This window comes from Bowdeniella massiliensis, from assembly GCF_023634005.1.
Classification (GTDB): Bacteria; Actinomycetota; Actinomycetes; order Actinomycetales; family Actinomycetaceae; genus Bowdeniella; species Bowdeniella massiliensis.
In genome coordinates this window covers 1-21,838 of record NZ_JALIQR010000011.1, presented here as the reverse complement: position 1 = coordinate 21,838, position 21,838 = coordinate 1, and the positions used below count along the sequence as shown (strand labels likewise).

The following is a 21,838-nucleotide window of genomic DNA, read 5'->3' as shown; positions in this document are numbered from 1 at the left end:
AAATTTTGGGCGGCTTAGAGTAAGACTCGTCCACGGCTATCGCCACCACGATGGTCACTCACGTCAAGGAAGGAGGGAATGCCGACATGTTCAATCTGATCATCTCTAATGCGCTGACCTCCGTAGGGATCCGCTTCCGGTAGATCACGCGCTGCAGGTCACCACCTGCTCGCTTACCGAAAGCCCTATGGGGTCTGAGCATTTTGCCGACCCCTTTAACCAGTCCTTTGGCGCGCTGCGCCTCCTCGATGTTGTGTGAAAGTGACCCTCGACGTGATGATCAGCGAAATCAGTTATTTACCGGGTGCGTTCTCGGCGAGCGTATCCACGGCCCCGATTGAGCCGCCATGCACTCAGTCACCGGAACTCTTCTTCGCCGAGCAGATGCCCCAATTGCGTGCCGCGCAGCAGGTGTGTGAGCAGTGTCCGCTGCGCGCACTGTGCCTGTCGGAGGCGCTCGAGCGTGGCGAGCCGTGGGGCGTGTGGGGAGGAAAGATCCTCGTGGACGGCGTCATCGTCGAACACAAACGTGGCCGCGGCCGTCCCCGCAAGGACGAGCGGGCAAGCGCCTAGTTAATGAGCGGAGCCGGGTACCGACACGGACAGCCCGGATGAAACCGCCACGACCGTACCCCCGCGCGCAGCGTCGTCGTATCCAAGACGACCGCGCGTGGGGGTACATCTGTTGTGCCGTAACCGAACGCCGCGATCGTCTGGACCGCGAGGGCTGCTGCCAGCGATGTCAAGGCCGGGCTCAGTGGTGGCACGGGCTTGGTTCGCAGCTGGCTCGCCAAGATCGGGCGCGCCTCATCGATGGCAGTTCGGTGCGCTTCCTGACACGTGGGACAGGGCGTCACACCGGGAATCACGACGGGGGAGATCTCAACCGAGTAGTCCCCAATACTCACGACGACAAACGGCTGATCTTCGCGCATGAGCGGTGCGATCCGAGCGGGATCCGCGACGTACGCGCTCGTGAGGAGCGCGATCTGCCGGGACACGGGCTGCCCGGGACGGATCCGGCGCGCGGCCTGATATCGGACCTCGGCCAGTTGCTGAGCAGAGCACACGGGCGAGGGCACCGAATCGAGCGTGATCGGGACGCCTCCGTCGAGGAGGATATCGATGATGGCGGCCGTTAACGGGTGAGCGTCAAGGGCCAGCACGCCGTACGGGGCGCGTTTGGGGCGCGTGCGCATATGCTCCGTCGCGGTGAGCCCCTGAACGATGGCCTCGAATTGTTCGATGTCCTCCGGTGTCAGGGACTTCGCCGGCGCAGCGCCGGTTTCGGCCCACTGCTCAATTGCGCTCACGACGCGCGGTGCCACATCGGTGACGACGTAGGGTTCTTTGAGCCCGTCAGCATCACCGATTTGTAGGTCGGTCAATGAGCGCCACATGAGGACGGAACATTTCGGTTTTCTCACCCCTCCAGTACAACCCCGGCAGGCCGGAAGCGGTAGGGGTCAGCAAAACCTGTGGATAACGCGCTAGTTGCCTTCGCCGCGTTTCTCGTCATCGTCGTGGGCGCTGGCCTCATCGTGGTAGGGCAGCGTGCCATCGAGCAGCGCCGCGAGCCCGGCGTCGATATCGGATTCCGATGTCGATTCTGCTTCCCGGCGAGCCAAGAACGTTTCGGGTTCATCAAGATCCGGCGGTGTGGGCATGACATCGGGATGCCGCCACAGTTCGTCGCGGGCGGCCGCTCCGCGCTCTCGTTCCACGGTTGAAAACAGCTTCGCGGCATCGCGCAGGCGGGCCGGACGCAGCTCCAGGCCAACGAGCGTGGCAAAGACATGCTCGGCGGGTCCGCCCGTCGCGCGGCGGCGCCGCAGCATCTCCTGCAGCGCCGAGGTGTTGGGCAGGTGAGCGCGCGTTGCCTGCTCGGTCACGACATCGACCCAGCCCTCGACGACCGCGAGCGCCGTCTCCAGCCGCTCCAACGCCGCCTTTTGCTCCTCGGTGGAATGCAAGGCGAAGACACCGGAGCTCATCGCTTCGCGAATCTGCTCCGGGTTCGTGGGATCGACCGACTGGATTGCGCTCGTCATTGCGTCCATGTCGATTTCGATGCCCTCGGCATAGGTGCGCAGGATGGCGCGCACGTGGGAGGCCAGCCACGGCACATTCGAATACAACCGGCCGGCGGCAGCCTCTCGTACGGCAAGGAACTGAACAACCTCGTCGAAGGGGACATCAAGGTCCTCAGCGAAGGCCTCGATATTGACTGGAATGAGGCCGAGCCGCGGTTCCGGAGTGAGGGGCAGACCAATATCGCAGTAGCCAAAGACCTCACTGCCGAGCGTTCCAATGGCTTGCCCGAGCTGAGCGCCAAAGATTGTCGACGACATTTTCGTCATCATCCCGGTCGCGATCCCACCGAAATTCTCATCGCCGCTGAGCCCAGGAATGTTCAAGCCCTCGGGAAGCTGGGCATCGCCAATCTGGGCGGTCAGCGTTTCAATCAGGGCATCGACCATATGGGTGGCGACAGGGGTCGCGACATCGATCAGCGTCTCGCGCGTGTTTTCCACCCACTGGGCGCGTGAAAGAACATCGCGCGAGCCCCGGCAGGGCGAGAAATCGGTCACGGAGTCGAGCCAGAGGTCGGCGACTTGCAGCGCCTGGCGATACTGCGCCTCCTGGTTCGCCATGACGGACGGGTCGCCCTTCCCACGAGCGACCTGCCGAGCAACATCGCGAGCCATGTCCGCGTTGATCGGGGTGTCGCCGCCCGCGGCCATCATCGCGTGTATCTGATTGACCATGAGCTGCACCTGATGCGGGTCCATCGGAATCCCGGCGGCCTGTCCCATGGCGCTCGGATCCAAACCCGCTTCACGCATCGCGCGGATTGCGTCTTCGGCTCCCTGCTCGCCTAGAAAAGAGCGCAAAAACTCCATCCAGTTCTCACCGTTAGCTCCCGAGTTTTCCGGGGTCATGTCCTCGCTCATGGCAGCTCCTTAGGTCGTAGCTTCCAGGATAGAGCGCCGGGCACTGGCTTCGCGCCCCGCACCTCTCACAGCGAAATCGGGCACGTGGTCGACGTTTGCAATCACGGCCCCGCGGTGGTGCGATGGTGATATGCCACTGATTAAGCGGTCCACGTCGAAGCGGCCACTGATAGCGAACCTGGGCGCGTTCTTCGGGATGCCCGATCCCGCGCGCGCCACGAACGAGGCCGCACGCGTCAGCGCTGTGCGGCAACGGCGCTCATTCCTGGCGGGTATGGCGACTGTTTTGCTGCTGACCTTCAGCGCCATCGCTCCCTTGCCGTATGTGATTGAGCATCCCGGCCCGACGGTTGATGTGCTCGGGGACTACCGCGGCCACAAGCTCATCACCGTGCCCGATGAGCAGCAGGTCGGTGGCCCGCTGCGAATGACGACAGTCTCCGTCTCAGGCCTTCCTGGCGATTCCATCCTCGCGATGCCACTGACCTTCGGGGTCTTTAACTCCAAACTTGGCGTCATGCCGCGTGAGTTGCTCTTCCCCGAGGGCCAAACCGCTGAGGAGAACCGCGAAATTTCCGCAGCTCAGATGAACTCCTCCCAGGAAAACGCCTCTATCGCGGCGCTCGAGTCCATGGGACGCAAAGTTCCCGTCAACCTCGAAGTAGCGGGCTTCGCCGAAGGCTCCAGCGCGGCCGAACAGGCCAAGGTGGGAGATATCGTGAAAACCGTTGCGGCCCCGGGCCACGAGGTTTTGGATGCCAGCTCCTACCGCGACGTCATTGGCCTCATGTCCACGATCGCCCCCGGCACTAACGTCAAGGTCACGGTGGAGCGAGACGGCAAACCCGTCGACCTTGCCATCACGACGATGGATCCGCCGGTCAATCCCGACGGTACGCCGCAGCGAGAAGGCTCGCTGTTAGGCCTGGCGCTGTATGCCCACCCCAAGGAGAAGCTCGACATCGACTTTGGGGTCGGCGACCGCATCGGCGGGCCCTCGGCGGGCCTCATGTTTGCGCTCGGCATCATCGACATGATGACGCCTGGGCCGCTCACCGGGGACGCATCGGTCGCGGGCACGGGCACGATCTCGCTCGACGGGGCGGTCGGCCCCATCGGCGGTATCCGGCAGAAAATGTGGGGCGCTAAGCGAGACGGCGCGAGCTATTTCCTCATTCCCGAGGCGAACTGCGCCGAGACTATCGGACATGTGCCAGACGGCTTGCAGGGTATCAAGGTTCAGCGCCTGGACGACGCCCTAGCCGCGGTGAAGTCGATCGCGGCGGGGGATACCTCCAAGCTCGCGACGTGTGAGGCCGCGAGCTAGTCGAACGTCGCGAGCAGGGCCTCGGCCAGCCCCGGAACGAGGTTCTCGCCGCCCATGACGTCCGCTTCGTGGTGGCGCATCCGCAGCACTGACCACGTCTCGCCGCTGCGCAATATCCCCACCACCATGCGTACGTCCTCGCGCTGCGGGTGATTGAGGTAGGCGCTCGCATCCGCTTCCGGGCCGAGCCCCGCCTCCGCTTCGGGCGGTAACACGATGCGCTCGACGACGATGGCCGCGCCCGCCACCGCTTCCGGCCACGCAATGCGCGCGAGGAGATCCTCGAGCTCGTCAACCTCCGGCAGCTGATCCTGCTCCACGCTCGTCAGATGCTCGGGATCGTCCTCCGCCTCGACCTTGATCGAGCCCGGCAACTCGGCAGCAAACTGCTCGTCACTGGCCAGGGCCTCGGCCGTGCGGATCAGCGCGAAGAGATGCACGGGACCATCCCACGGCAGCTTCGCCACGTGGTCGTCGATATCGGAAACCGCGCGGGCGAGGGCCCATTGGCGCGGCGTACGGTCGGCGGGAGGTGTCGTCATGGTCCTATTGTCACTCATTTCGTCACGACGACCTGCCCCTTAGCCCCGCGCTCGGCCTCCACCATGATGTGGTTGACGAAGGTGTAGGTGCCGGCCTCGGGGAACTCGAGCTCGACGAACCCGCCCTCGGCGGCCATGAGTCCGAGCGCCTGGGAGCCGCCCGAGAGCTCGTTACCCGGCTGCAGGAGGTAGGCGCCCTCCTTAAAGACCGTGTCGAATTGGCCGCCGACGATGTGGAAGGACAGCGGCACCGCCACTCCGGCGTCGAGCACCCAGAACCGTACCCGCTGCCCGACCGTTACCTGCAGCGGATGCGCCACGTACTGGTTGGGATAGCCATTGAAATGGGTCGTATCGTGCTGGCCGCTTGCGATCTTGGCGGCGTCGGCGATCTGCCCGTCGGGCCCGTAGTAGGACTCGCCCTGCACGAGCACGAAGGAGTGGTCGACGGCGGGCAGGTCCGGCGGTTCGATGACGACGGCGCCATACATGCCGTTCGCGATATGCAGGCTCATCGGTGCCGTCGAGCAGTGATACATCCAGATTCCGGAGCGCGTCGCGGTAAACGTGTAGACGAGCGACTCGCCGGGCTCGATCGTGCGCATCGGTTCATCGGGGGCGAGCGCCCCGGCGTGGAAATCGATCGAATGGCCCATCATGCCCTTATTCACCAGCGTGATGACGAAGGTATCGCCCACCCGCCCGTGCAGCGTCGGGCCTGGCATTTGAGCGTTAAACAGCCAGATGTTCTGTGTTAGCCCGGGAGCGACTTCGATGGTCTCCTCGGTGACGTCGAAGGTGAGGTTGTGCGTGACGGGCCCGGAGGCGGGCGGCAGCGGCGCGAGAACCGGGTCGCGATAGCGGGCCGGATCCATCTGGCCGGCAAGGTCGAAGTCCGCGCTCGGCGCCGGCGCGTGCGCCGAATGGTCATGCTCGGTGCTCGGCGCCGCATCAGCCGATCCGGCGACCTTAATGTGGAAGACCATGCCCATCTGGCGGTGACCTGCGATCGAGCACCAGCCCTCGACGTCCTCGGTGATCACGCCTGCGTCCAGGGTCGCGGTCGCACCGGGGGAGATGCGCTCGGTTGCCGCGCCGCTCGCCAGGACGAGGTCGTGCGCCTGGTCATCGGAGTTTTCCAGGTTGATCACGAGGCGATTGCCAGCGGGAACCTCGACGAGGTCGGGCACGAAACGCATGGTCTTGATATCGATCGTCACCTCCGTCTTCTCGCCCGTCGTCGCGACGGCCGCCGCGGTGGGGGAGGTTGCCTGCTGCGCAATACGCAACCCCGCACCGGCCGGGTCGGCCGCCGCCGCTGTCACGACGATGAGGCTTGTCGCCATGAGCGCGGCGAGCGTCGGCTTCAGCGCCCCGGGTTTCGGAGCCCGCGTGCCATCGCGGCGAATCTCCGGCGGCGGTGCCGCCTCAGCCTGGGCGGCCGTGACGGGCAGCAGAGCACTGATGAGGCAATAGACGGTGGCGAGCGCCGCCGCCAGGGCAGTCACCGACGCCGCGACGATGACGAGCGAGACACTGCCCAGCACGTAGATAGCGAGCGCGAGATTGAGCAGGGCGACGCGCAACGCACCGCCGGCGTTCGCCCGCACATTGCGCACCCGCACCGCGGTGGGGCCGCCGCCGGCGACGACGGGCAGCAAATAGCCGAGCGAGCCAAGGACAATCTGCACGACGCCGCCGGCCAGGATCGGCAGCACGTAGCTACCGAGGCTGGAGAGCACGACGATTGCCTCGCCCGCGATGAGGGACAGGCCAAAAACGACGAGGCTCGCAAGTAGCCACAACGCTCCGGCCGCTACCGACAAGGCAGGAAAGGTCGTTTCCAGTGGGGGGCGGGTATCCCTGGCAAGCGGCACGAGGATCGCGAGCGCCACCGCGACAAACGCTAGAACCCCGAGCCCGACCAACAACCCGCTGGGAAGTGCGGTCCCGGCGATGAGGGGGAGAGCGAGCGCTCCACCAGCCGCGCCCACGACGGTGACCGCGAGCCACGGCAGGTATCGGCGCGCGGCGCGTTCGGCGCTCTCGGGCAGCCGCGTGCGAAGGATGGTCGGCCACAGCGTCAGCAGCGTGCCGATGATCGGCAACCCGATCCACCCGAGCACGTTAAACGACAGGTGCGCGCCGCGCAGCGCCGCGGACATGCTAGCCGAAAGATCGGGCAGCGAGAGCGCGAAACCCGCAATAATCCCGGGCACGAAGAGCGCTGCCGCCATGACGTAGGCTCGCACCGCGAAGGTGAAGCGGGCGGGCAAGGCGCTCGCGAGCTGGCGGCCCAGGCGCACGGCGTGAGCGAGGACCGCAAGTGACAGGATGCCCGCGCCGATCCCCGTCAGCGCCGTGTGGCCGGCCACCATGCCGGCGCCCGTGGCGATGATCCCGACGTTGAGTGCGGCTAGCACGAGGGCTTCGCCGCGGCGGCTGCGCGGCGGGCGCGAACGCAAGATCGAGGTCGTGAAGTGGTTTGTCCAAATAAACAGCGCGTTGGTGGCCACCCCGAGTGTGAACGTGTGGACCATGAGCCACGTCGCCTCGGGGATGAATCGGTGTGCCGTGACGACGGCCGCGGCAACGAGCATCCATACGATGACGACGGCGCCCACGCTCTGGTGCCAGGTGGCGCGAGAAATCGGACTCATGGGGTGGATCCTTCAACGGTGGGGCGAGCAGTTGAGGCTCGCAGTGATGTCGCCACGGAGGTGGCTACGAACGTCAGGACGGCGACGACGGTGATGATCCCGCCAAGCTGCCAGGCCTGGCCCGCTCCGCGAATATCGGCGACGATCCGCACCGCGAGCCCGACGTTGAGCGTGATGGTGGCGGCCCATGCGAGCGGGCGGTAGGGCAGCGGCCGTTTGAGCACGGCGGGCAAAATAATGGGTGCGTGCGCGATGATCATCGAGATCGTGAAGCCGAGCGTGATCGAGTGTATGACCGTGTCATACACGCGCGAGGCTGCAAGCGAACCGCCGAGCAGCCACGCCATTGAGCCGATCGCAAGCCAGGCGGTTGCCGCAAGCATGTTCGCCGCGGCAAACCGCGGAAGGCCGGCGCCGGTAATGGTGCGACGCGAGACGTCGAAGATCGCGAGCCAGCCCGCAAGGGCGAGCAAGACGAGCGCCACGACCTCCGCGGGCACGCCCGCGAGCGTCCCCATCGCCGCGACAAGGAGCGCCGCTGACAGCACGTAGGCGCCGCGTTCGGCGCCCTGCGATAGCGAAATGCGCGCGAGTTCCACCCGCTCGCCAACGATCGTGAGGACGAGGAACGCGGCGAGCCACGGCGCGACGGCCCAGGTCTGGGCCCCAACCGCCCACAGCACGACGGCCGCCAGCCCGCCTACCGCGCCAAGGAGCTGGATCGCGAGCGCGATCGACAGTCCGCGGCGGACAAGGCGCAGATACACGACGACGAGCCCCGCCATGCCAACGATCTGCAGCAGCTGGCCGACCAGCGGATTGCTCGCTAGCAGCGCCAGGCCGCCCGCCGCGAGTGCGAGCGGCGCGATGATGAGGGCGCGCGAGCGAAGCGCGACGACGCGCTCCAAGCAGATGAGAGTTCCGATGAACCCCATGACCATGATCTGGCCGTGCCGCGCGGCCGGCGCATCGGAGACGACGGGCGCCCATGCCGCCACCAGGTTGAGCGCCCAGTTGAGCCCCACGAGCAGGCAGGCGCCACCGATAAGCAGAATGGGCCAACGCCACGCCGTCGGGAGCTGCCGAGTATTAGTCACGGAATTAACCGTACTAAACTCACTCCCGTTCGGACACCTCCACGAGGCAGGAACGCGGTGTGGCAAAGGGCACGAGTCGCGCCGCGGCATTCTCGCCCGAGGCCGCAACAATGGTGTCGATCATGCCGCGGTGGATCGAACACAGCCCGGGCGGCACGTCGGTGCCGGCCGACAGCAGCGGACACTGCCGCAGCTCAAGGGAGCGCCCCGGCTCGGCCACTTCCGGCGCAAACCCCATCTCCACCATGAGCTGCCCGATCGCCGCCAACGAGCCCTCGGACAGGTCCGCACCCTCGGCCTGCATGATGTCCTGGCCCCAGCGCATGCCCCAGTCGTAGGCGATGGCATCCGCCTCGGCCGGATCCAGAGTGCGCAGCGCCGCAACGATCAGCCCTACCAGGTGCTGCGCGGGCCCCTCGATGGAGGAGGAGCGCGCGCGGTAGACCTTCTTCGGCCGCCCCCGCCCGCCGACGGCCTCCGTCTCAAAATCGACGAGCCCTAGCTCCTCGAGCCGTGCCAGGTGCTCGCGCACGGTATTGGGGTGGGCGACGAGTGCCTGCGCCATCTCGGCGATCGACAGCGGATAGGGGTGAGCAAGGATCTCGTCAAAAAGCCGCCGCTGCTGCTTGGTCAGCGAACCGATCGCCGCAAGCGTCTGAGCGGTAGGGCGCGGTCCGTGCTGCGAAATGGCCATGTCTCGACCCCTGTTCCTGCGACGAAAATAATCCGGAGACAACCGGAGATTTTATCACGGTCGCGTCCGCTGCGGGAGGAACGAAGGTGACCGCCGCCCAGCGCGACCTATAGGCTTGATGGAGACGAAACCCCATAGATGGAGTGATTGTGAACTCGGACGATTCGAAGCGACCGGAAGACGAGGACGGCCGCCCCGACGACGAGAAAGCCGGCGGTGAGGGCGGCAAAGCGCAAGGCGGTGACCCGTTCTTCGGTCCCGGCGGACTTTTCGGCGCGGTCTTTGGCGCCCCCGACGGTGATTCCAAGGGACCAGACCGGCCCGTAGGCCCCTTCGGCATGTTCGGCATGGGCGGCCCCACCGATCCACGCCGCCCGGGCGGCCCTTCCGGCCCCGCCGGCCCCGGTGGAGGCAGCGGTGGCGGCGGTGGACGCGGCCCCGCAGGCTCGCCCTTTGGCCGCCCCGGCCGTCCCTCGGGCCCAGGCAAATCGCTCTTCAGCGGCGGCAAACCCAGCCCGCTGCTCATCACGCTGCTGATCCTTGGCGCCATCGGCTTCACCCTGTGGGCCGCGGCAGGTTTTTATACCGACATCCTGTGGTTCAACCAGATCGGATTCTCCTCCGTCTTCTGGACGACGTGGATCGCCCGCGCCGTCATGTTCCTCATCGGCTTCGTCCTGACAGCGCTCGTGCTGTTCTTCACGATGCAGTGGGCTTATCGTTCGCGCCCCAAGGCCGATTCCGGCGCCGCGGCGCAGTCGATGGAACGCTACCGCCAAGCGATCGACCCGATGCGCAAGTTCCTGTTCGTCGTCGTGCCCCTCATCATGGGCCTGTTCACGGGCTCCTCGCTCGCCGCGCAGTGGCAGACGTTCCTGCTGTGGTGGAACCGCGCGCCGTTTAACTCCGAGGACCCGATCTTCGGGATGGACAACTCCTTCTTTGTCTTCTCCCTGCCCTTCATCCGCTCGATCGTTTCCTTCCTGCTGATGCTCGCGATCTTCTCGACGATCGCAGGCCTCGTCGTCAGCTACATCTACGGCGGCGTGAAGACCCAACCGAAGGTCCATATGGACAAGTCGGCCCGCATCCACGCCTCCCTCGCCGGCGCCTTCGTCGTGCTCCTGATCGGCGTGAACTACTGGCTCGATCGCTACTCGCTGCTGCTGAAGCAAAACCCGCGCTTCCTCGGGGCGGGCTACACCGACGTGCACGCGGTCCTGCCCGCCAAGGCGATCCTGGCCGCGATCGCGCTCGTCGTCGTCGTGCTGTTCGTCATCACCGCCTACCGTGGCTCGTGGAAGCTGCCGGCCGTGGGCGTTGCGCTCATGGTGGTCTCCGCGCTCGTCCTCGGGATGGGCTATCCCTACCTCGTCGAGAAGTTCCGCGTGACCCCGAACGCGCAGGAAATCGAATCGACCTATATCCAAAACAACATCGACGCGACTCTGAACGCCTACGGCTTGCAGGACGTCGATACCCAGACCTACGCCGCCAAGACGACGGCTGAGGCCGGCCAGCTGCGGGAAGACTCCGAGTCGACCGCCTCGATCCGGTTGCTCGATCCGAACGTCGTCTCGCCGACGTTTAGGCAGCTGCAGCAAAACCGGCAGTACTACAACTTCCCGCCGCAGCTCAGCGTCGACCGCTACGAGATCGACGGCGTCAAGCACGACACCGTCATCGGCGTGCGCGAACTGCAGCAAGATGGCCTCGACGCCTCCCAGCGCACCTGGGTGAACGACCACACCGTCTACACCCACGGCTTCGGCGTCGTCGCAGCCAAGGGCAACACGACGGCCTCCGATGGTCGCCCCTCCTTCATGCAGCAGGGCATCCCCTCCACGGGTGTGCTCGGCGATTACGAGCCGCGCGTCTACTTCGGGGAATCCTCCCCGCTGTACTCCATCGTCGGAGCCCCCGAAGGCACCGAGCCCTGGGAGCTCGACTACCCCGACGACAACGCCCCCAACGGCCAGGTCAACACGACCTACCAGGGCGACGGCGGCCCCTCGATCGGCAACCTGTGGAACAAGCTGCTGTTCGCCATCAAGTTCGGCTCGTGGGACATCCTGTTCTCCGAGCGCGTCACGAGCGAATCGCAGATTCTCTACGACCGGGCACCGCGCGAACGCGTCGCCAAGGTCGCGCCCTACCTGACGCTGGATGGCCGCTCCTATCCGGCCGTCGTGGATCGCGACGACAACCCGGAAACGCCGAAGGAACTGGTCTGGATCGTCGACGGCTACACGACCTCCAATAACTTCCCCTACTCGGCGCGCGCCCAGCTCGAGCAGGCCGTGGAGGACTCGCTGACCCAGGGCCAGCAGATCATTGCGACGAGCTCGCAGATCAACTACATCCGCAACTCCGTCAAGGCCGTCGTCAACGCCTACGACGGATCCGTCACCCTGTACGCGTGGGATGAAGACGACCCCGTGCTCAAGGCCTGGATGGCCGTCTATCCCGACACCGTCAAGCCGAAGAGCGAGATCAGCGGCGACCTCATGAGCCACCTGCGCTACCCGGAGGACCTGTTCAAGGTCCAACGCGAACTGCTGACGAAGTATCACGTGACGGACGCGCGTTCGTTCTACTCCGGCGGTGACTTCTGGAAGTCGCCGGATGACCCGACGCAGTCCAACGCTCGCATCTCGCAGCCGCCGTACTACCTCACCTTGAAGATGCCGGGACAGGACGAGGCGACGTTCTCGCTGACCTCCTCCTTCACCCCGGGCGGTCAAACCGACCGCGAGGTGCTCACCGGCTTCCTCGCCGTCGACGCCGAACCCGGCTCAACGGCGGGCGAGGTGCGCGAAGGCTACGGCAAGCTCCGGCTGCTCGAGCTGCCGCGTGACCTGACGGTGCCCGGCCCCGGCCAGGTGCAAAACATGTTCAACGCCGCGCCGCGCATCTCCCAGGAACTCAACCTGCTGGCACAAAATGCCTCCCAGGTGATCCGCGGTAACCTGCTCACGCTGCCCGTCGGCGATGGCCTGCTCTACGTCCAGCCGATCTACGTCCAATCGGCGCAGGGCACGAAGTTCCCGCTGCTGCACCGCATCACCGTCGCCTTTGGCGACGAGATCGGCTACGCCGCGACGCTCGATGAAGCCCTCGACCAGGTCTTCGGCGGCGACTCGGGAGCCAAGGCCGGCGACGCGGGAGTCGACCCGGGCGACCGGGAAGCCCCGGGCGATGACGGCGCGACGAAGGGCGCTCGCGAGAAACTCGCCGAGGCCCTGAACCGCGCCCGCGAAGCCATGCAGGAATCGACGACGGCCATGCAGGCCGGCGACTGGGAGGCCTACGGCGCCGCCCAGAACAAGCTGCAAAAGGCGCTCGAGGACGCGGTCGCCGCGGAGCAAGAAGACACCGGCGCAGCGCCGGCCCCGGAGGCGACGGATACCCCGACGCCCGAGGAGACCGGCGGGGAGTAACGGTCGATAAAAGGCCCGGCACCAGGTGGTGTCGGGCCTTTTGTCGCATTCGGGGCCGCATCGCGCATCCTACGATGAAAGGGTGACACAGCTAGCTCACCCCCACGCCGAGATTCCGGACCCCCACGGCGATGATGCCCCGCGACGACATGGCCGTCGTCACCCCACCGTGCGCCAGGTCCACCACGACCTGAATGACAAGCCCTTCATCGTCATCTGGGAGGTCACCCGCGCCTGCCAGCTCGTCTGCCAGCACTGCCGGGCCGAAGCCCAAAAGACCGCCGCACCCGGTCAGCTCACAACGGAACAGGGCAAGGACCTCCTGCGCCAGCTCGCGGCCTACGACAAGCCGCGCCCGCTCGTCGTCTTTACCGGCGGCGACTGTTTCGAGCGCGAGGACCTCGTCGAACTCACAGAATACGGCTGCTCGCTCGGGCTCGCCGTTTCCATCTCGCCGTCGGTCACGCCCCTGTTCACCCGCGAGCGCCTCGAACGGCTCAAAGCCGCCGGTGCGCGCGCCATGAGCGTCTCCCTTGACGGGGCAACCGCCGAAACCCACGACGCATTCCGCGGCTTTGCCGGCACCTTCGACAAGACGCTCGAGGCCGCCCGCATGATCACCGACGTCGGATTCCGCCTCCAGATCAACACGACGTTCACCAAGAAGACCATCCTGGAAGCACCCCAGATGCTGAAAAACGCCATCGAGATGGGGGCCGTCATGTGGTACCTCTTCCTCCTGGTCCCCACGGGCCGCGGCGCCCAGCTCGATGCCCTCAGCCCCGACGAACGAGAAGACGTCATGCACTGGCTGCACGACGTCTCCGACCGCATCGCCATTAAGACGACCGAAGCCCCGCAATACCGCCGCGTCGCCCTGCAACGCGAAGCCGCCGAAGCGGCCGGTACCCCGCACGCCGAGCTCGCCCAGCCCGCCGAGCGCGGCGAGCTTTACCACTGGCTGAGCCGCGAAACCACGAAACTGCTGGGGGAGCGCGCGCCGAAACCGCGCGTACCGCGCCCGCCCCTTGCCATTAACTCCGGCTCCGGCTTCGCCTTCGTCTCCCACCTAGGAGACGTCTATCCCTCCGGCTTCCTGCCCATCGTCGTCGGCAACGTCAAAGACCGCCCCTTCGCCGAGCTTTACCGCGACACCACGGTCATGCAAGAACTGCGCACCCCCGCAATGTTTGGGGGCGCCTGCGGGATCTGCGAGTTCAACCACGTGTGTGGCGGCTCGCGCTCGACGGCCTACGCCCTGACCGGCGACTATCTCGCCGAGGACCCCACGTGCAGCTATCAGCCCGACGCAGCCCGCTAGGACCTGTGAGCGGGAACACCGACCCAGGGTTTGAAAAGTTCACGGTCGCGTCATAAGGTGGAAACCACGACGCGGGGTGGAGCAGTTCGGTAGCTCGCCGGGCTCATAACCCGGAGGTCGTAGGTTCAAATCCTGCCCCCGCTACCACGTCGCTAAGGCCCGGAGCCACTCGGTTCCGGGCCTTTCGCTTACCCCGGCGCGTAGTCTGCGCGCCGCGGATACAGGACAGCGACGTGAATTCTCCTGAATCGTCTGCTCGCAAGGACTCGGCGTTCGAGAAAACGTCCTGACAACACTCGATCACGAGAATTCCACCACCTGGACGTGATCGAGCTCGCCGCCACGCGCGACGTAGATTCGTCCAACACGTGCACAATTAGCGCGCCGGCGGCGGGAGGTGGCGAGGTGAGCCGAGCCGAGGTCAGCATCCGCGACATCACGCGCTGCCCATTTTCTTTTGCCGACGTCGTGCAGTGCTACGCCGCGTCCTGGCGCTCCTCGCACGGATTCTTCCCGCCCGAACGCGTCGCCGCCTTCACCGGCGATGCAGCAGCATCGATCCTCACCGACCTGCTCGCCAAGGGCGGACGAATCTGGGTCGCCGACGTGGATTCCATGCCCGCGGGAATTGTCGCGCTCGTCGGCGAGGAAATCTCCAAACTCTACGTGCACCCCGACGCCCAAAACCTCGGCATCGGCTCCAAGCTCCTGGCCTACGCCAGCGCCCACTGCCACACCCCACGCCTGCACGTCCTGACCATCAACCTCGGCGCGCAGCGGCTGTACTTCCGCCACGGCTTCCGCTTCACCGGCAATCGTCGCCCCTTCTTCGAGCGCATTATGGAACTCGAAATGATCGGACCCGCGCACAGCGGGAAGGTTCCCCTCGCGACGATCGGGCACTAAGCTCATCGTCATGAGGGGCAGGCGCATCGGCTACGCAGTCATCGCCGCTACCCTCACCGCAACAATTATCGCCGTAAGCCTCGTCTTCATCCTCCCGCGCCTCAGCCCCGCCACCACGCGATTTTCCGACGCCGATTTCGGTATCGAGCGCACCACCTCGGCGGCCGACGCTGATCACGACGGCATCGAGGACTACTGGGACTTCTGGCTGGGCGCGCAGGCGGAGGCCGAACGCCATCCCCGCTACGACGGCGCCTACCTCACGAGCAACGGCGGCAGACCGGACCCCGCCACGGGTGTGTGCACCGACCTCATCTGGCGTGCCTTTCGCGACGCAGGCTATGACCTACCCGCGATGATCAACGCCGATATCGCCGCCCACCCCGCCGACTACCCGCGCGTTGCGAGCGCGCCGGATCCCCTCATCGATTTTCGCCGCGTGCCCAACCTGCATGTCTTTCTCACCAAGTACGCGCTGTCCCTCCCGACGGCGATCGAGGGCGCCGAGTTTGACCCGGCCGACTGGCAAGCGGGCGACATTGTCACGCTCGGGCCCGGCGGCGATCGCCTCACCCACACGGGAATCCTCGGCCCGGATCGTGATGCACAGGGCTTGCCTTGGATGGCTCATAACGGGGGCCAGCGCGAGCTCTACGACGACGACCTGCGCGCCTGGCAGATTGTCGGCCACTTCCGGTTCGACGCATCCCGCGCGCCAGCTGCCGTCCTGCGGCTCTGGCTCCACTAGCCGCGGGCCAGCACTCCTCGCGCGCGCCCGCGCCCGCCTACACGCACACGTACCCGCGCCCGCGCGCAAGGCTCAAAGCCAGCCGGACTCCCGAGCAATGTGCGCGGCCTCGGAACGCGTGCGAGCCTTTGTCTTGGTCATAGCCGAGGAGACGTGATTGCGAACCGTGCCCGTCGACAGGTGCAGCGCCGCAGCAATATCCTCGATCGTCGCGCCATCGAGCGCAGCCCGCAGTACGTCGGTTTCGCGCTCGGTCAGCGGCGAGGTGCCGCGCGTCATCGAATCGACCGCGAGTTGCGGATCGATCACTCGCTCACCTGCCGCCACCTGCCGAATCGCCGCAGCAAGCCGCTCCACGGGCGTGTCCTTGACGATGAAGCCGAGCGCCCCGGCGCTGAGCGCCCGCTGCACGTAGCCCGGCCGCCCAAACGTCGTCACAATGAGCGAAGCCGTGTCCGGAAACTCCGCTGAAATGCGCCGCGCGGTGCCAATCCCATCGAGCTCGGGCATTTCCACATCGAGCAACGCCACGTCCACGGACGTCCCACCGCGCGCCAAGTGCGCGAGCAGGTCGAGTGCTTCTGCCCCCGATGCTGCCTGCCCGACGACGGAGATATCGTCTTCCAGATTCAGTAGCGTCGCGAGCGCGCCCCGCAGCATGGCCTGATCGTCGACGACGATGATCGAAATCATGCGTCTACCTCCCTCTCAGCGTGCTCAGCTTGCTCAGCGTGCTCCTGGCCCGCGGCCGCGCCACGCAGTTCGACGCGCCAGCCGCAGCCATCATCGCGCGGGCCATAGGTGACGCGCCCAAATTCCCCGACGCGCTCCGCGAGCCCCGTAAGCCCGCTGCCGGCACCGCCCGTCCCAGCCCCTGCACCCAGCCCGTCGTCACTCACCGTGACACCGGATTCGCTAATGTGCACCCACACGGTACGTGCGCCCCGGGCGTGATGCACGACGTTTGCGCAGCCCTCCCGAATCACGTAGGGCGCAAACCGCCCAACAACGGAGGCGGGATCAATATCGTCCAGCTCCACATTGCTGGTCACATCCAGCGTGATTCCGGCGGCGGTGAGCAGCGCACGCGCCTGGTCGAGCTCCTCATCGAGCCGCGCCTGCCGGGTCGTCGCGACGACGGCACGCACATCGGTGAGCGCCTGGCGCGCAAGGCCCGCCACATCGGCCGCCTCGCTGCGGGCCGCCGCGACCCGCTCGTCACCCACCTGCCCGGAGCCGAGCAGCCGTGTCATAAGCTCGGCCTTGACGGAGATCGCGGTGAGTTGCTGCCCCAGCACGTCGTGCAGGTCGCTTGCCAGTTGCAGCCGCTGCCGCTCTCGCGCGAGCGCGTGTGAACGCTCGCGCGAGACCCATCCCTCGCGGTCGCGGACGATAGAAATCCGAACGAAAAGCATCACGAAGACGTTCACCGCGATGATCGCGTAGCCGTTCCACACGATCGGGATCGGCGCCGTGATGCTCTCCGCGACCGCGATCAGCCCCACGGCCCCAATGAAAGGCACGATGAGCCACCCGGGCAGGAGCAGGATGAACGGAATGAGGTAGGCGAGCATGAAGATCATCGTCGAATCGGTCAACGCCCACAGCCCCACCTGGATGAGTGCCAACACTCCCGCGACGACGAGCACCACCACCGGCACCTTCGGCGAGATCGGGACCTGATCTGCCAGGAGCCACACGACGCAGTACGTGAGGACGAACCCGGCGAGCAGCGCCGCGACCGCATAGGAGCGCCAGCTGCCATCCCACCCTCGAACGAGGGCGATGATCGGATAGAGCACGAAGATGAGGTAGGGGGCCGCCCATCCCAGCGCGGCGAGGCGTACCGTGCCCACGCGCTCAACTATCCAGCGCCATGCTCCGCTTACCATCGTCCTGCCCGCTCCATGTCCTCGTGCACCGGTGTGCTCCTCAGCCTATGCCCCACGCGCCTGCGCCCGCCCGCCCGCGCCCGCGCGCCCGCTAGGACCGTTCGGTGCGTCGCGACGCGCCCCATACTGCCAGCGCCACAAATACCGCAGAGTAGATTGCCGCATTGATGGCGACGCCAGCAGTGATCGCCTCTCCGTTAACGAAGGACAGCGGCAACCGCGCCAGACCGTACAGCGGCGTGAACGGCGCAAGCTGCTGCATGATCGGCGCCATCTGCTCAAGCGGCAGGAAGATCCCGGAGATGAACGCCGACAGCGTGATGATGCCCGACGTCGCCGCATACGCCGCGTCCGAACGTAGCCAGAACGCCGCCGCAAGTCCGATGCACGAGGCGACGAGGGAGACTCCCAGCGATGCCGCCGCCGTGGCGAGCCATACCCACCACTCGAGCCGCGCGCCCGTCGCCCAGCCGACGGCATACGTTACCGCGATGATCGCCAGCGCCAGCGCAATCCCCGCCAGCACCTTCGAGATCGCGTAACGCCCGGCCCCTAGCGGCGTGAGAGCGATCTGCCGCAGCCAGCCCTGCTGCCGTTCCATCGCGACGGTTACCCCGAGCGCCGCCAGCGCATTGATCGCGCCAAAAAACGCCATCTGCACCATGATGAGCCCGCTGAAGGTCCCGTGTCCCAGCGCCACGTTCGAGTAGTCCTGCCCGACGCCGAACATGAGGTACATCACCACCGGCAGCGCCAGCGAGAACGCCAGCATGAATGGATTAAAAAGCGCCGAGCGCAGGTTGAACTGCGCGGCCGAGAGCACCCCAGCCCCGGCTCGCGACCGACGCGATGCCAGCACGGAGGCATGCCCAGCAGTTCCCGTTGTAGTCGTCTCACTCACAGCATTCATGTCGTAACCAGCTTTCCTGTCGTAGTTGCGGTGCGCCTAGGCGCTCTTAGCCGTGGTCAACAGCGCGAAGGAGTCATCGAGCGTTGAATTCTTCAGCTCGATGGCCCGCGCCGCCTCGTGGGATAGGACGACGATCGCCGCCTTGCGCAGGTCCGGCCCCGTGATGGTGAGCTGCCCGCGCGCATAGTCGATCGCATCCGATTGCCCGAGTACCGCCGCGAGCTCGTCCCGCAGCCCCGGCCAGTCCTCCGCATCAAGCGCTGCCGTCAGGTGCTGGGACGCCGCCAGCGCCCGCACTTCCGAGGTCTGCCCATCCGCGACGACGCGCCCCTCGTGCATGACGATCGTGCGCGGCGCAAACAGCTCCGCCTCGTTCAGGTGGTGGGTCGCAAACACGATGGTGCGCCCGGTATCGGCCTCAGTGCGCATCAGCTCCCAGAACTCGCGCCGCGCCCCCGGGTCCAATCCGGCCGTGGGCTCATCCAGGATGAGAAGTTCGGGATCCCCGACGAGCGCGATCGCCAGTCGGACTCGCTGCAATTCGCCGCCCGAAAGCTGCCGGACGTAACGTCCCAGCAGGTCCTCGATGCGAGTGCGCTTGGCGAGCGCGGGAACCGTATCGGCGACGCCGGCGATGCGAGCCAGCATCGTGAGGATGCGCCCGACGCGGTCGTCGCGCAGCAGCGAACCCGACTGCAGCATGACGCCGACGAGGTTGCGGTTGATCGCCTCGGCCGGTGGCGCCCCAAAGAGCGCAGCCGTGCCCTCATCGGGCCGCGTGAGGCCAAGCGCCATGTCGAGCGACGTCGTCTTGCCCGAGCCGTTGGGCCCGAGCAGCGCGACGATCTCGCCGCGGCCAATCTCGACGTCGATGCCGCGCACGGCATGTGTCGTTCCAAAGGATTTGTGTACCCCGCGAAGGGTGAGCGCTGTTTCTGCCATATCTCCATGCTGGCCCCGTGATCCTTTCAACCCCCATGACGGTCGTCCGAACCTCTCCATGACGTATGTCAGGGGTGGCCGTCGTCTTCCACAGCCTGCCTCCCGATGCCTCTCGCATTCCTGTTCTGGTGGGTCTTCGATTTTCGGGTGTTGACGTGTTGGTTTGATCGTGGTCAGTCGCTTGCAGCACTCGCAGCAGGCACAGATCATCCACTCGCTGATTGGTTGGAGGGAGGCGCATTATGGAACTGAAGTCACTGTTCGAAGCGGCTGGTCTTGATGTGCCCACCACCCATCCCGCTGCCGGTAGCGCGCCTGTCGTTTCGGAAGACCTGCTGAATCTCGGGATCGGGATTCTCGCGGCAGCGGTGGAAAATGGTGTTGATCTGCCTGAGGCGCTGCATAAGTTGATTGCGGCCCGCAACATCGAACGCGCCTACAACGCCGTGGCCACACTGCGGACGCAGATTATTGCTGCCGCTGATCAGGCGGGTGCTGCCGAGATCGATGGTTTATCTATGGCGGACGTGATCGCTGAAGAACGCCGCATCCCGAAGAATGCTGCCACCAGCGAGATCCGTACCGCACGTAGCCAGGCTGAGTTTCCGAACGTATTGAAAGCCGCCGCAGCTTCCCGTATCTCGCAAGAGAACCTGTATACGGCGGTTAAGACGTTGGAGAAGATGCGGCCCCACTACAGCCAGGCCGAGTTCCCCCACGTCGAAGCAGCATTGTTGAAGGAGGCGGAGACTCCGGTGCCGGGTGAGTTCCGTAAGAAATGCCGCACCACCTTAGAGATGCTCGACGAAGCCTTACGTAAGGCCAATAACGCCGCGACCGCGAAACGTAGGAAGCAGTCCTTTGATGATCGTGGGCTCGCGATCACGCTCATTCAGGACGGTGAGTTCGGCGCGAACCTGTTCGCCCACATCCCCGCCGAATATTTGCGCATCTTGATGCCAGCGTTGGAGAAGAAGGCCGAAGCCATCGCCAGAGCCCAACGCCACAGCAAAACCCGCAAAGCCGCCGACCGTAAAACCCGCTTGCTGGATGCCTTGTTCACCACCATGACCGGGCACTACCCACCCGAGCCAGACGACCTCACCCACCTCACCGGAAACGACACCGGGCGGGAGGCCACCAACCCGGAACAATCCCCCTTCAACGACGAAGACCCCTTCGACGGTCAGGACCCGTTCGATGGCCCCGGCCCCTACGGCAACCAGGACCCGCACGATGACAACGACCCCTCGGGCGATGACAGTGACGGCCCATCCGCTAATGGCGGTGGGAACCCGAGCCCGAGCAACCCTGGTGGCAATGGAAGTCATGGAGCCCAGGGTCTGCTGTCGGTTTGCTTGAGTCCAAGACTGTCTCGATCTGAAGATCGATACTGAAAGGATGATGAGCATGCCATCGAAGTACAGTGAAGAGTTCAAGCGAGATGCTGTCGCGCTCGTGGAGTCCGGCCTCACGCAGAAAACCGTGTGTAAAGATCTCGGTATCTCGAAGTCAGCTCTCGCCTCGTGGATTCAAGATGCGAGGTTCACGTCGTATGGGATGACCCCGTCAAAAGACCCTGACGAGCAGCGGGAGATGCGCCAAGCGCTCAAACGAATTCGTGAGCTCGAGATGGAAAACGAGGTCCTCAGGCGTGCGGCAGCGTATCTCTCACAGGTGCACATCACGCCCCCAAAATGATTTACCCTCTCGTCCGTGAGATGGCTGCGACAGGCGCCCGGGTTCGGGTGCCTGTCGCAGTGGCGTGCAGGGTGCTCGGCTTCAGTGAGCAGGCGTACTACCAATGGTTGAAACAGCCCATGTCGGCTCGTGAAGTGGAAGAGCGGCATTTGATCGGGTTGCTGCGTGACCTACACGAGGAAGATCCCGAGGGCGGATATCGGGTTCTTGCTGACGATTTGCATGATCTTGGCTACCAGGTCTCGGAGCGGCGGGTGTGGCGGCTGTGCAAGATCGCTGGCCTCCAGTCGGTGATTGCCAAGCGCAAGCGCCGATACCGACGCGCTGGGGCACCCGTGGGTGATGATCTCCTCAAGCGCGAGTTCACTGCTGAACGGCTCGATCAGAAATGGTTGGTGGACATCACGGAGCATTGGACGGGTGAAGGTCGCCTGTACGTGTGTGCGTTCAAAGATGTGTGTTCGAACCGGATCGTGGGGTACGCCATCGATAAGCGCATGAAAGCGTCACTTGCAGTGAGGGCGCTCGAGAACGCGCTGATGCAGCGCGGCTACCCGACAGGCGTCATCGTGCATTCCGACAGTAAGAATAGAGGTGCCTGGTCTTCTTGAATGGTTTGACCCACACAGCGATCGACCCAGAACAGCCGGTCAGGTGCCGTGAGTGCTTCCGAAAGGTTCTGACTCACATTCTGATCGACCAGC

The 21,838-nt window shown here is 65.4% G+C and carries 17 protein-coding genes, 1 tRNA gene and 1 pseudogene; 9 read left to right on the top strand and 10 right to left on the bottom strand.

Going from position 1 to position 21,838, the window contains the following annotated elements; translation table 11 throughout:
* Positions 1 to 276 precede the first annotated feature (276 nt).
* Complete coding sequence (locus MUN85_RS08620) at positions 277 to 573, top strand: WhiB family transcriptional regulator (protein ID WP_284501064.1); 297 nt, start codon at positions 277 to 279, stop codon at positions 571 to 573.
* On the opposite strand, the gene MUN85_RS08615 is transcribed toward MUN85_RS08620, so the two are convergent.
* Both MUN85_RS08615 and MUN85_RS08610 read right to left on the bottom strand, forming a co-directional pair.
* Positions 570 to 1,400, bottom strand: coding sequence for a hypothetical protein (locus MUN85_RS08615; protein ID WP_250506338.1), 831 nt, complete (start codon positions 1,398 to 1,400; stop codon positions 570 to 572). The genes MUN85_RS08620 and MUN85_RS08615 overlap by 4 nt on opposite strands.
* A gap of 90 nt (positions 1,401 to 1,490) precedes the next feature.
* Positions 1,491 to 2,954, bottom strand: coding sequence for a zinc-dependent metalloprotease (locus MUN85_RS08610; RefSeq protein WP_250506337.1), 1,464 nt, complete (start codon positions 2,952 to 2,954; stop codon positions 1,491 to 1,493).
* 130 nt (positions 2,955 to 3,084) lie between these two features.
* Here MUN85_RS08610 and MUN85_RS08605 point away from each other — a divergent pair, with 130 nt between their 5' ends.
* On the top strand, positions 3,085 to 4,281 hold the full coding sequence (locus MUN85_RS08605; protein ID WP_250506336.1) for a YlbL family protein: 1,197 nt from the start codon (positions 3,085 to 3,087) through the stop codon (positions 4,279 to 4,281).
* Here the strand turns inward: MUN85_RS08605 and MUN85_RS08600 are convergent.
* Genes MUN85_RS08600 through MUN85_RS08585 form a run of 4 tightly spaced genes read right to left on the bottom strand, consistent with a single transcriptional unit; the run spans position 4,278 to position 9,274 of the window.
* The gene (locus MUN85_RS08600) at positions 4,278 to 4,823 is read right to left on the bottom strand and encodes a PPA1309 family protein (protein ID WP_250506335.1); all 546 of its coding nucleotides are present in this window, start codon (positions 4,821 to 4,823) and stop codon (positions 4,278 to 4,280) included. The genes MUN85_RS08605 and MUN85_RS08600 overlap by 4 nt on opposite strands.
* 14 nt (positions 4,824 to 4,837) lie before the next feature.
* Positions 4,838 to 7,483 (bottom strand): multicopper oxidase domain-containing protein, encoded by a 2,646-nt coding sequence (locus MUN85_RS08595; protein WP_250506334.1) that lies wholly within the window; start codon positions 7,481 to 7,483, stop codon positions 4,838 to 4,840.
* Positions 7,480 to 8,580, bottom strand: coding sequence for a DUF8744 domain-containing protein (locus tag MUN85_RS08590; RefSeq protein WP_250506333.1), 1,101 nt, complete (start codon positions 8,578 to 8,580; stop codon positions 7,480 to 7,482). The genes MUN85_RS08595 and MUN85_RS08590 overlap by 4 nt, the downstream gene beginning before the upstream one ends.
* 19 nt (positions 8,581 to 8,599) lie before the next feature.
* Positions 8,600 to 9,274 (bottom strand): helix-turn-helix transcriptional regulator, encoded by a 675-nt coding sequence (locus MUN85_RS08585; RefSeq protein WP_250506332.1) that lies wholly within the window; start codon positions 9,272 to 9,274, stop codon positions 8,600 to 8,602.
* A 149-nt stretch (positions 9,275 to 9,423) separates the two neighbouring features.
* Here MUN85_RS08585 and MUN85_RS08580 point away from each other — a divergent pair, with 149 nt between their 5' ends.
* From MUN85_RS08580 to MUN85_RS08560, 5 genes are all read left to right on the top strand, one after another.
* Complete coding sequence (locus MUN85_RS08580; RefSeq protein ID WP_250506331.1) at positions 9,424 to 12,714, top strand: UPF0182 family membrane protein; 3,291 nt, start codon at positions 9,424 to 9,426, stop codon at positions 12,712 to 12,714.
* Between the two features lie 82 nt (positions 12,715 to 12,796).
* Entirely contained in the window at positions 12,797 to 14,035 is a 1,239-nt protein-coding gene (locus tag MUN85_RS08575; RefSeq protein ID WP_250506330.1) for a TIGR04053 family radical SAM/SPASM domain-containing protein, read from the top strand.
* A 70-nt stretch (positions 14,036 to 14,105) separates the two neighbouring features.
* Positions 14,106 to 14,182 (top strand) — tRNA-Met (locus tag MUN85_RS08570).
* A 177-nt stretch (positions 14,183 to 14,359) separates the two neighbouring features.
* On the top strand, positions 14,360 to 14,941 hold the full coding sequence (locus tag MUN85_RS12940; RefSeq protein WP_250506329.1) for a GNAT family N-acetyltransferase: 582 nt from the start codon (positions 14,360 to 14,362) through the stop codon (positions 14,939 to 14,941).
* A 10-nt stretch (positions 14,942 to 14,951) separates the two neighbouring features.
* Positions 14,952 to 15,689, top strand: a complete 738-nt coding sequence (locus MUN85_RS08560; RefSeq protein ID WP_250506328.1) for a DUF1287 domain-containing protein — start codon at positions 14,952 to 14,954, stop codon at positions 15,687 to 15,689.
* A 72-nt stretch (positions 15,690 to 15,761) separates the two neighbouring features.
* Here the strand turns inward: MUN85_RS08560 and MUN85_RS08555 are convergent, their stop codons facing one another.
* From MUN85_RS08555 to MUN85_RS08540, 4 genes are all read right to left on the bottom strand, one after another.
* Complete coding sequence (locus tag MUN85_RS08555; RefSeq protein ID WP_250506327.1) at positions 15,762 to 16,382, bottom strand: response regulator transcription factor; 621 nt, start codon at positions 16,380 to 16,382, stop codon at positions 15,762 to 15,764.
* Positions 16,379 to 17,545 (bottom strand): sensor histidine kinase, encoded by a 1,167-nt coding sequence (locus tag MUN85_RS12935; protein ID WP_250506326.1) that lies wholly within the window; start codon positions 17,543 to 17,545, stop codon positions 16,379 to 16,381. Before MUN85_RS12935 ends, MUN85_RS08555 begins: the two co-directional genes overlap by 4 nt.
* Positions 17,546 to 17,672: 127 nt before the next feature.
* Positions 17,673 to 18,482: an ABC transporter permease gene (locus tag MUN85_RS08545; protein WP_250506325.1), complete on the bottom strand. Its 810-nt coding sequence runs from the start codon at positions 18,480 to 18,482 to the stop codon at positions 17,673 to 17,675.
* 45 nt (positions 18,483 to 18,527) lie between these two features.
* Positions 18,528 to 19,433, bottom strand: coding sequence for an ABC transporter ATP-binding protein (locus MUN85_RS08540; protein ID WP_250506324.1), 906 nt, complete (start codon positions 19,431 to 19,433; stop codon positions 18,528 to 18,530).
* A 242-nt stretch (positions 19,434 to 19,675) separates the two neighbouring features.
* Between MUN85_RS08540 and MUN85_RS08535 the strand changes: the two genes are divergently transcribed.
* Complete coding sequence (locus MUN85_RS08535; RefSeq protein WP_250506323.1) at positions 19,676 to 20,830, top strand: hypothetical protein; 1,155 nt, start codon at positions 19,676 to 19,678, stop codon at positions 20,828 to 20,830.
* A gap of 13 nt (positions 20,831 to 20,843) precedes the next feature.
* A pseudogene (locus tag MUN85_RS08530) lies at positions 20,844 to 21,715 on the top strand (IS3 family transposase); the annotation flags it as partial.
* Positions 21,716 to 21,838: the final 123 nt, after the last annotated feature.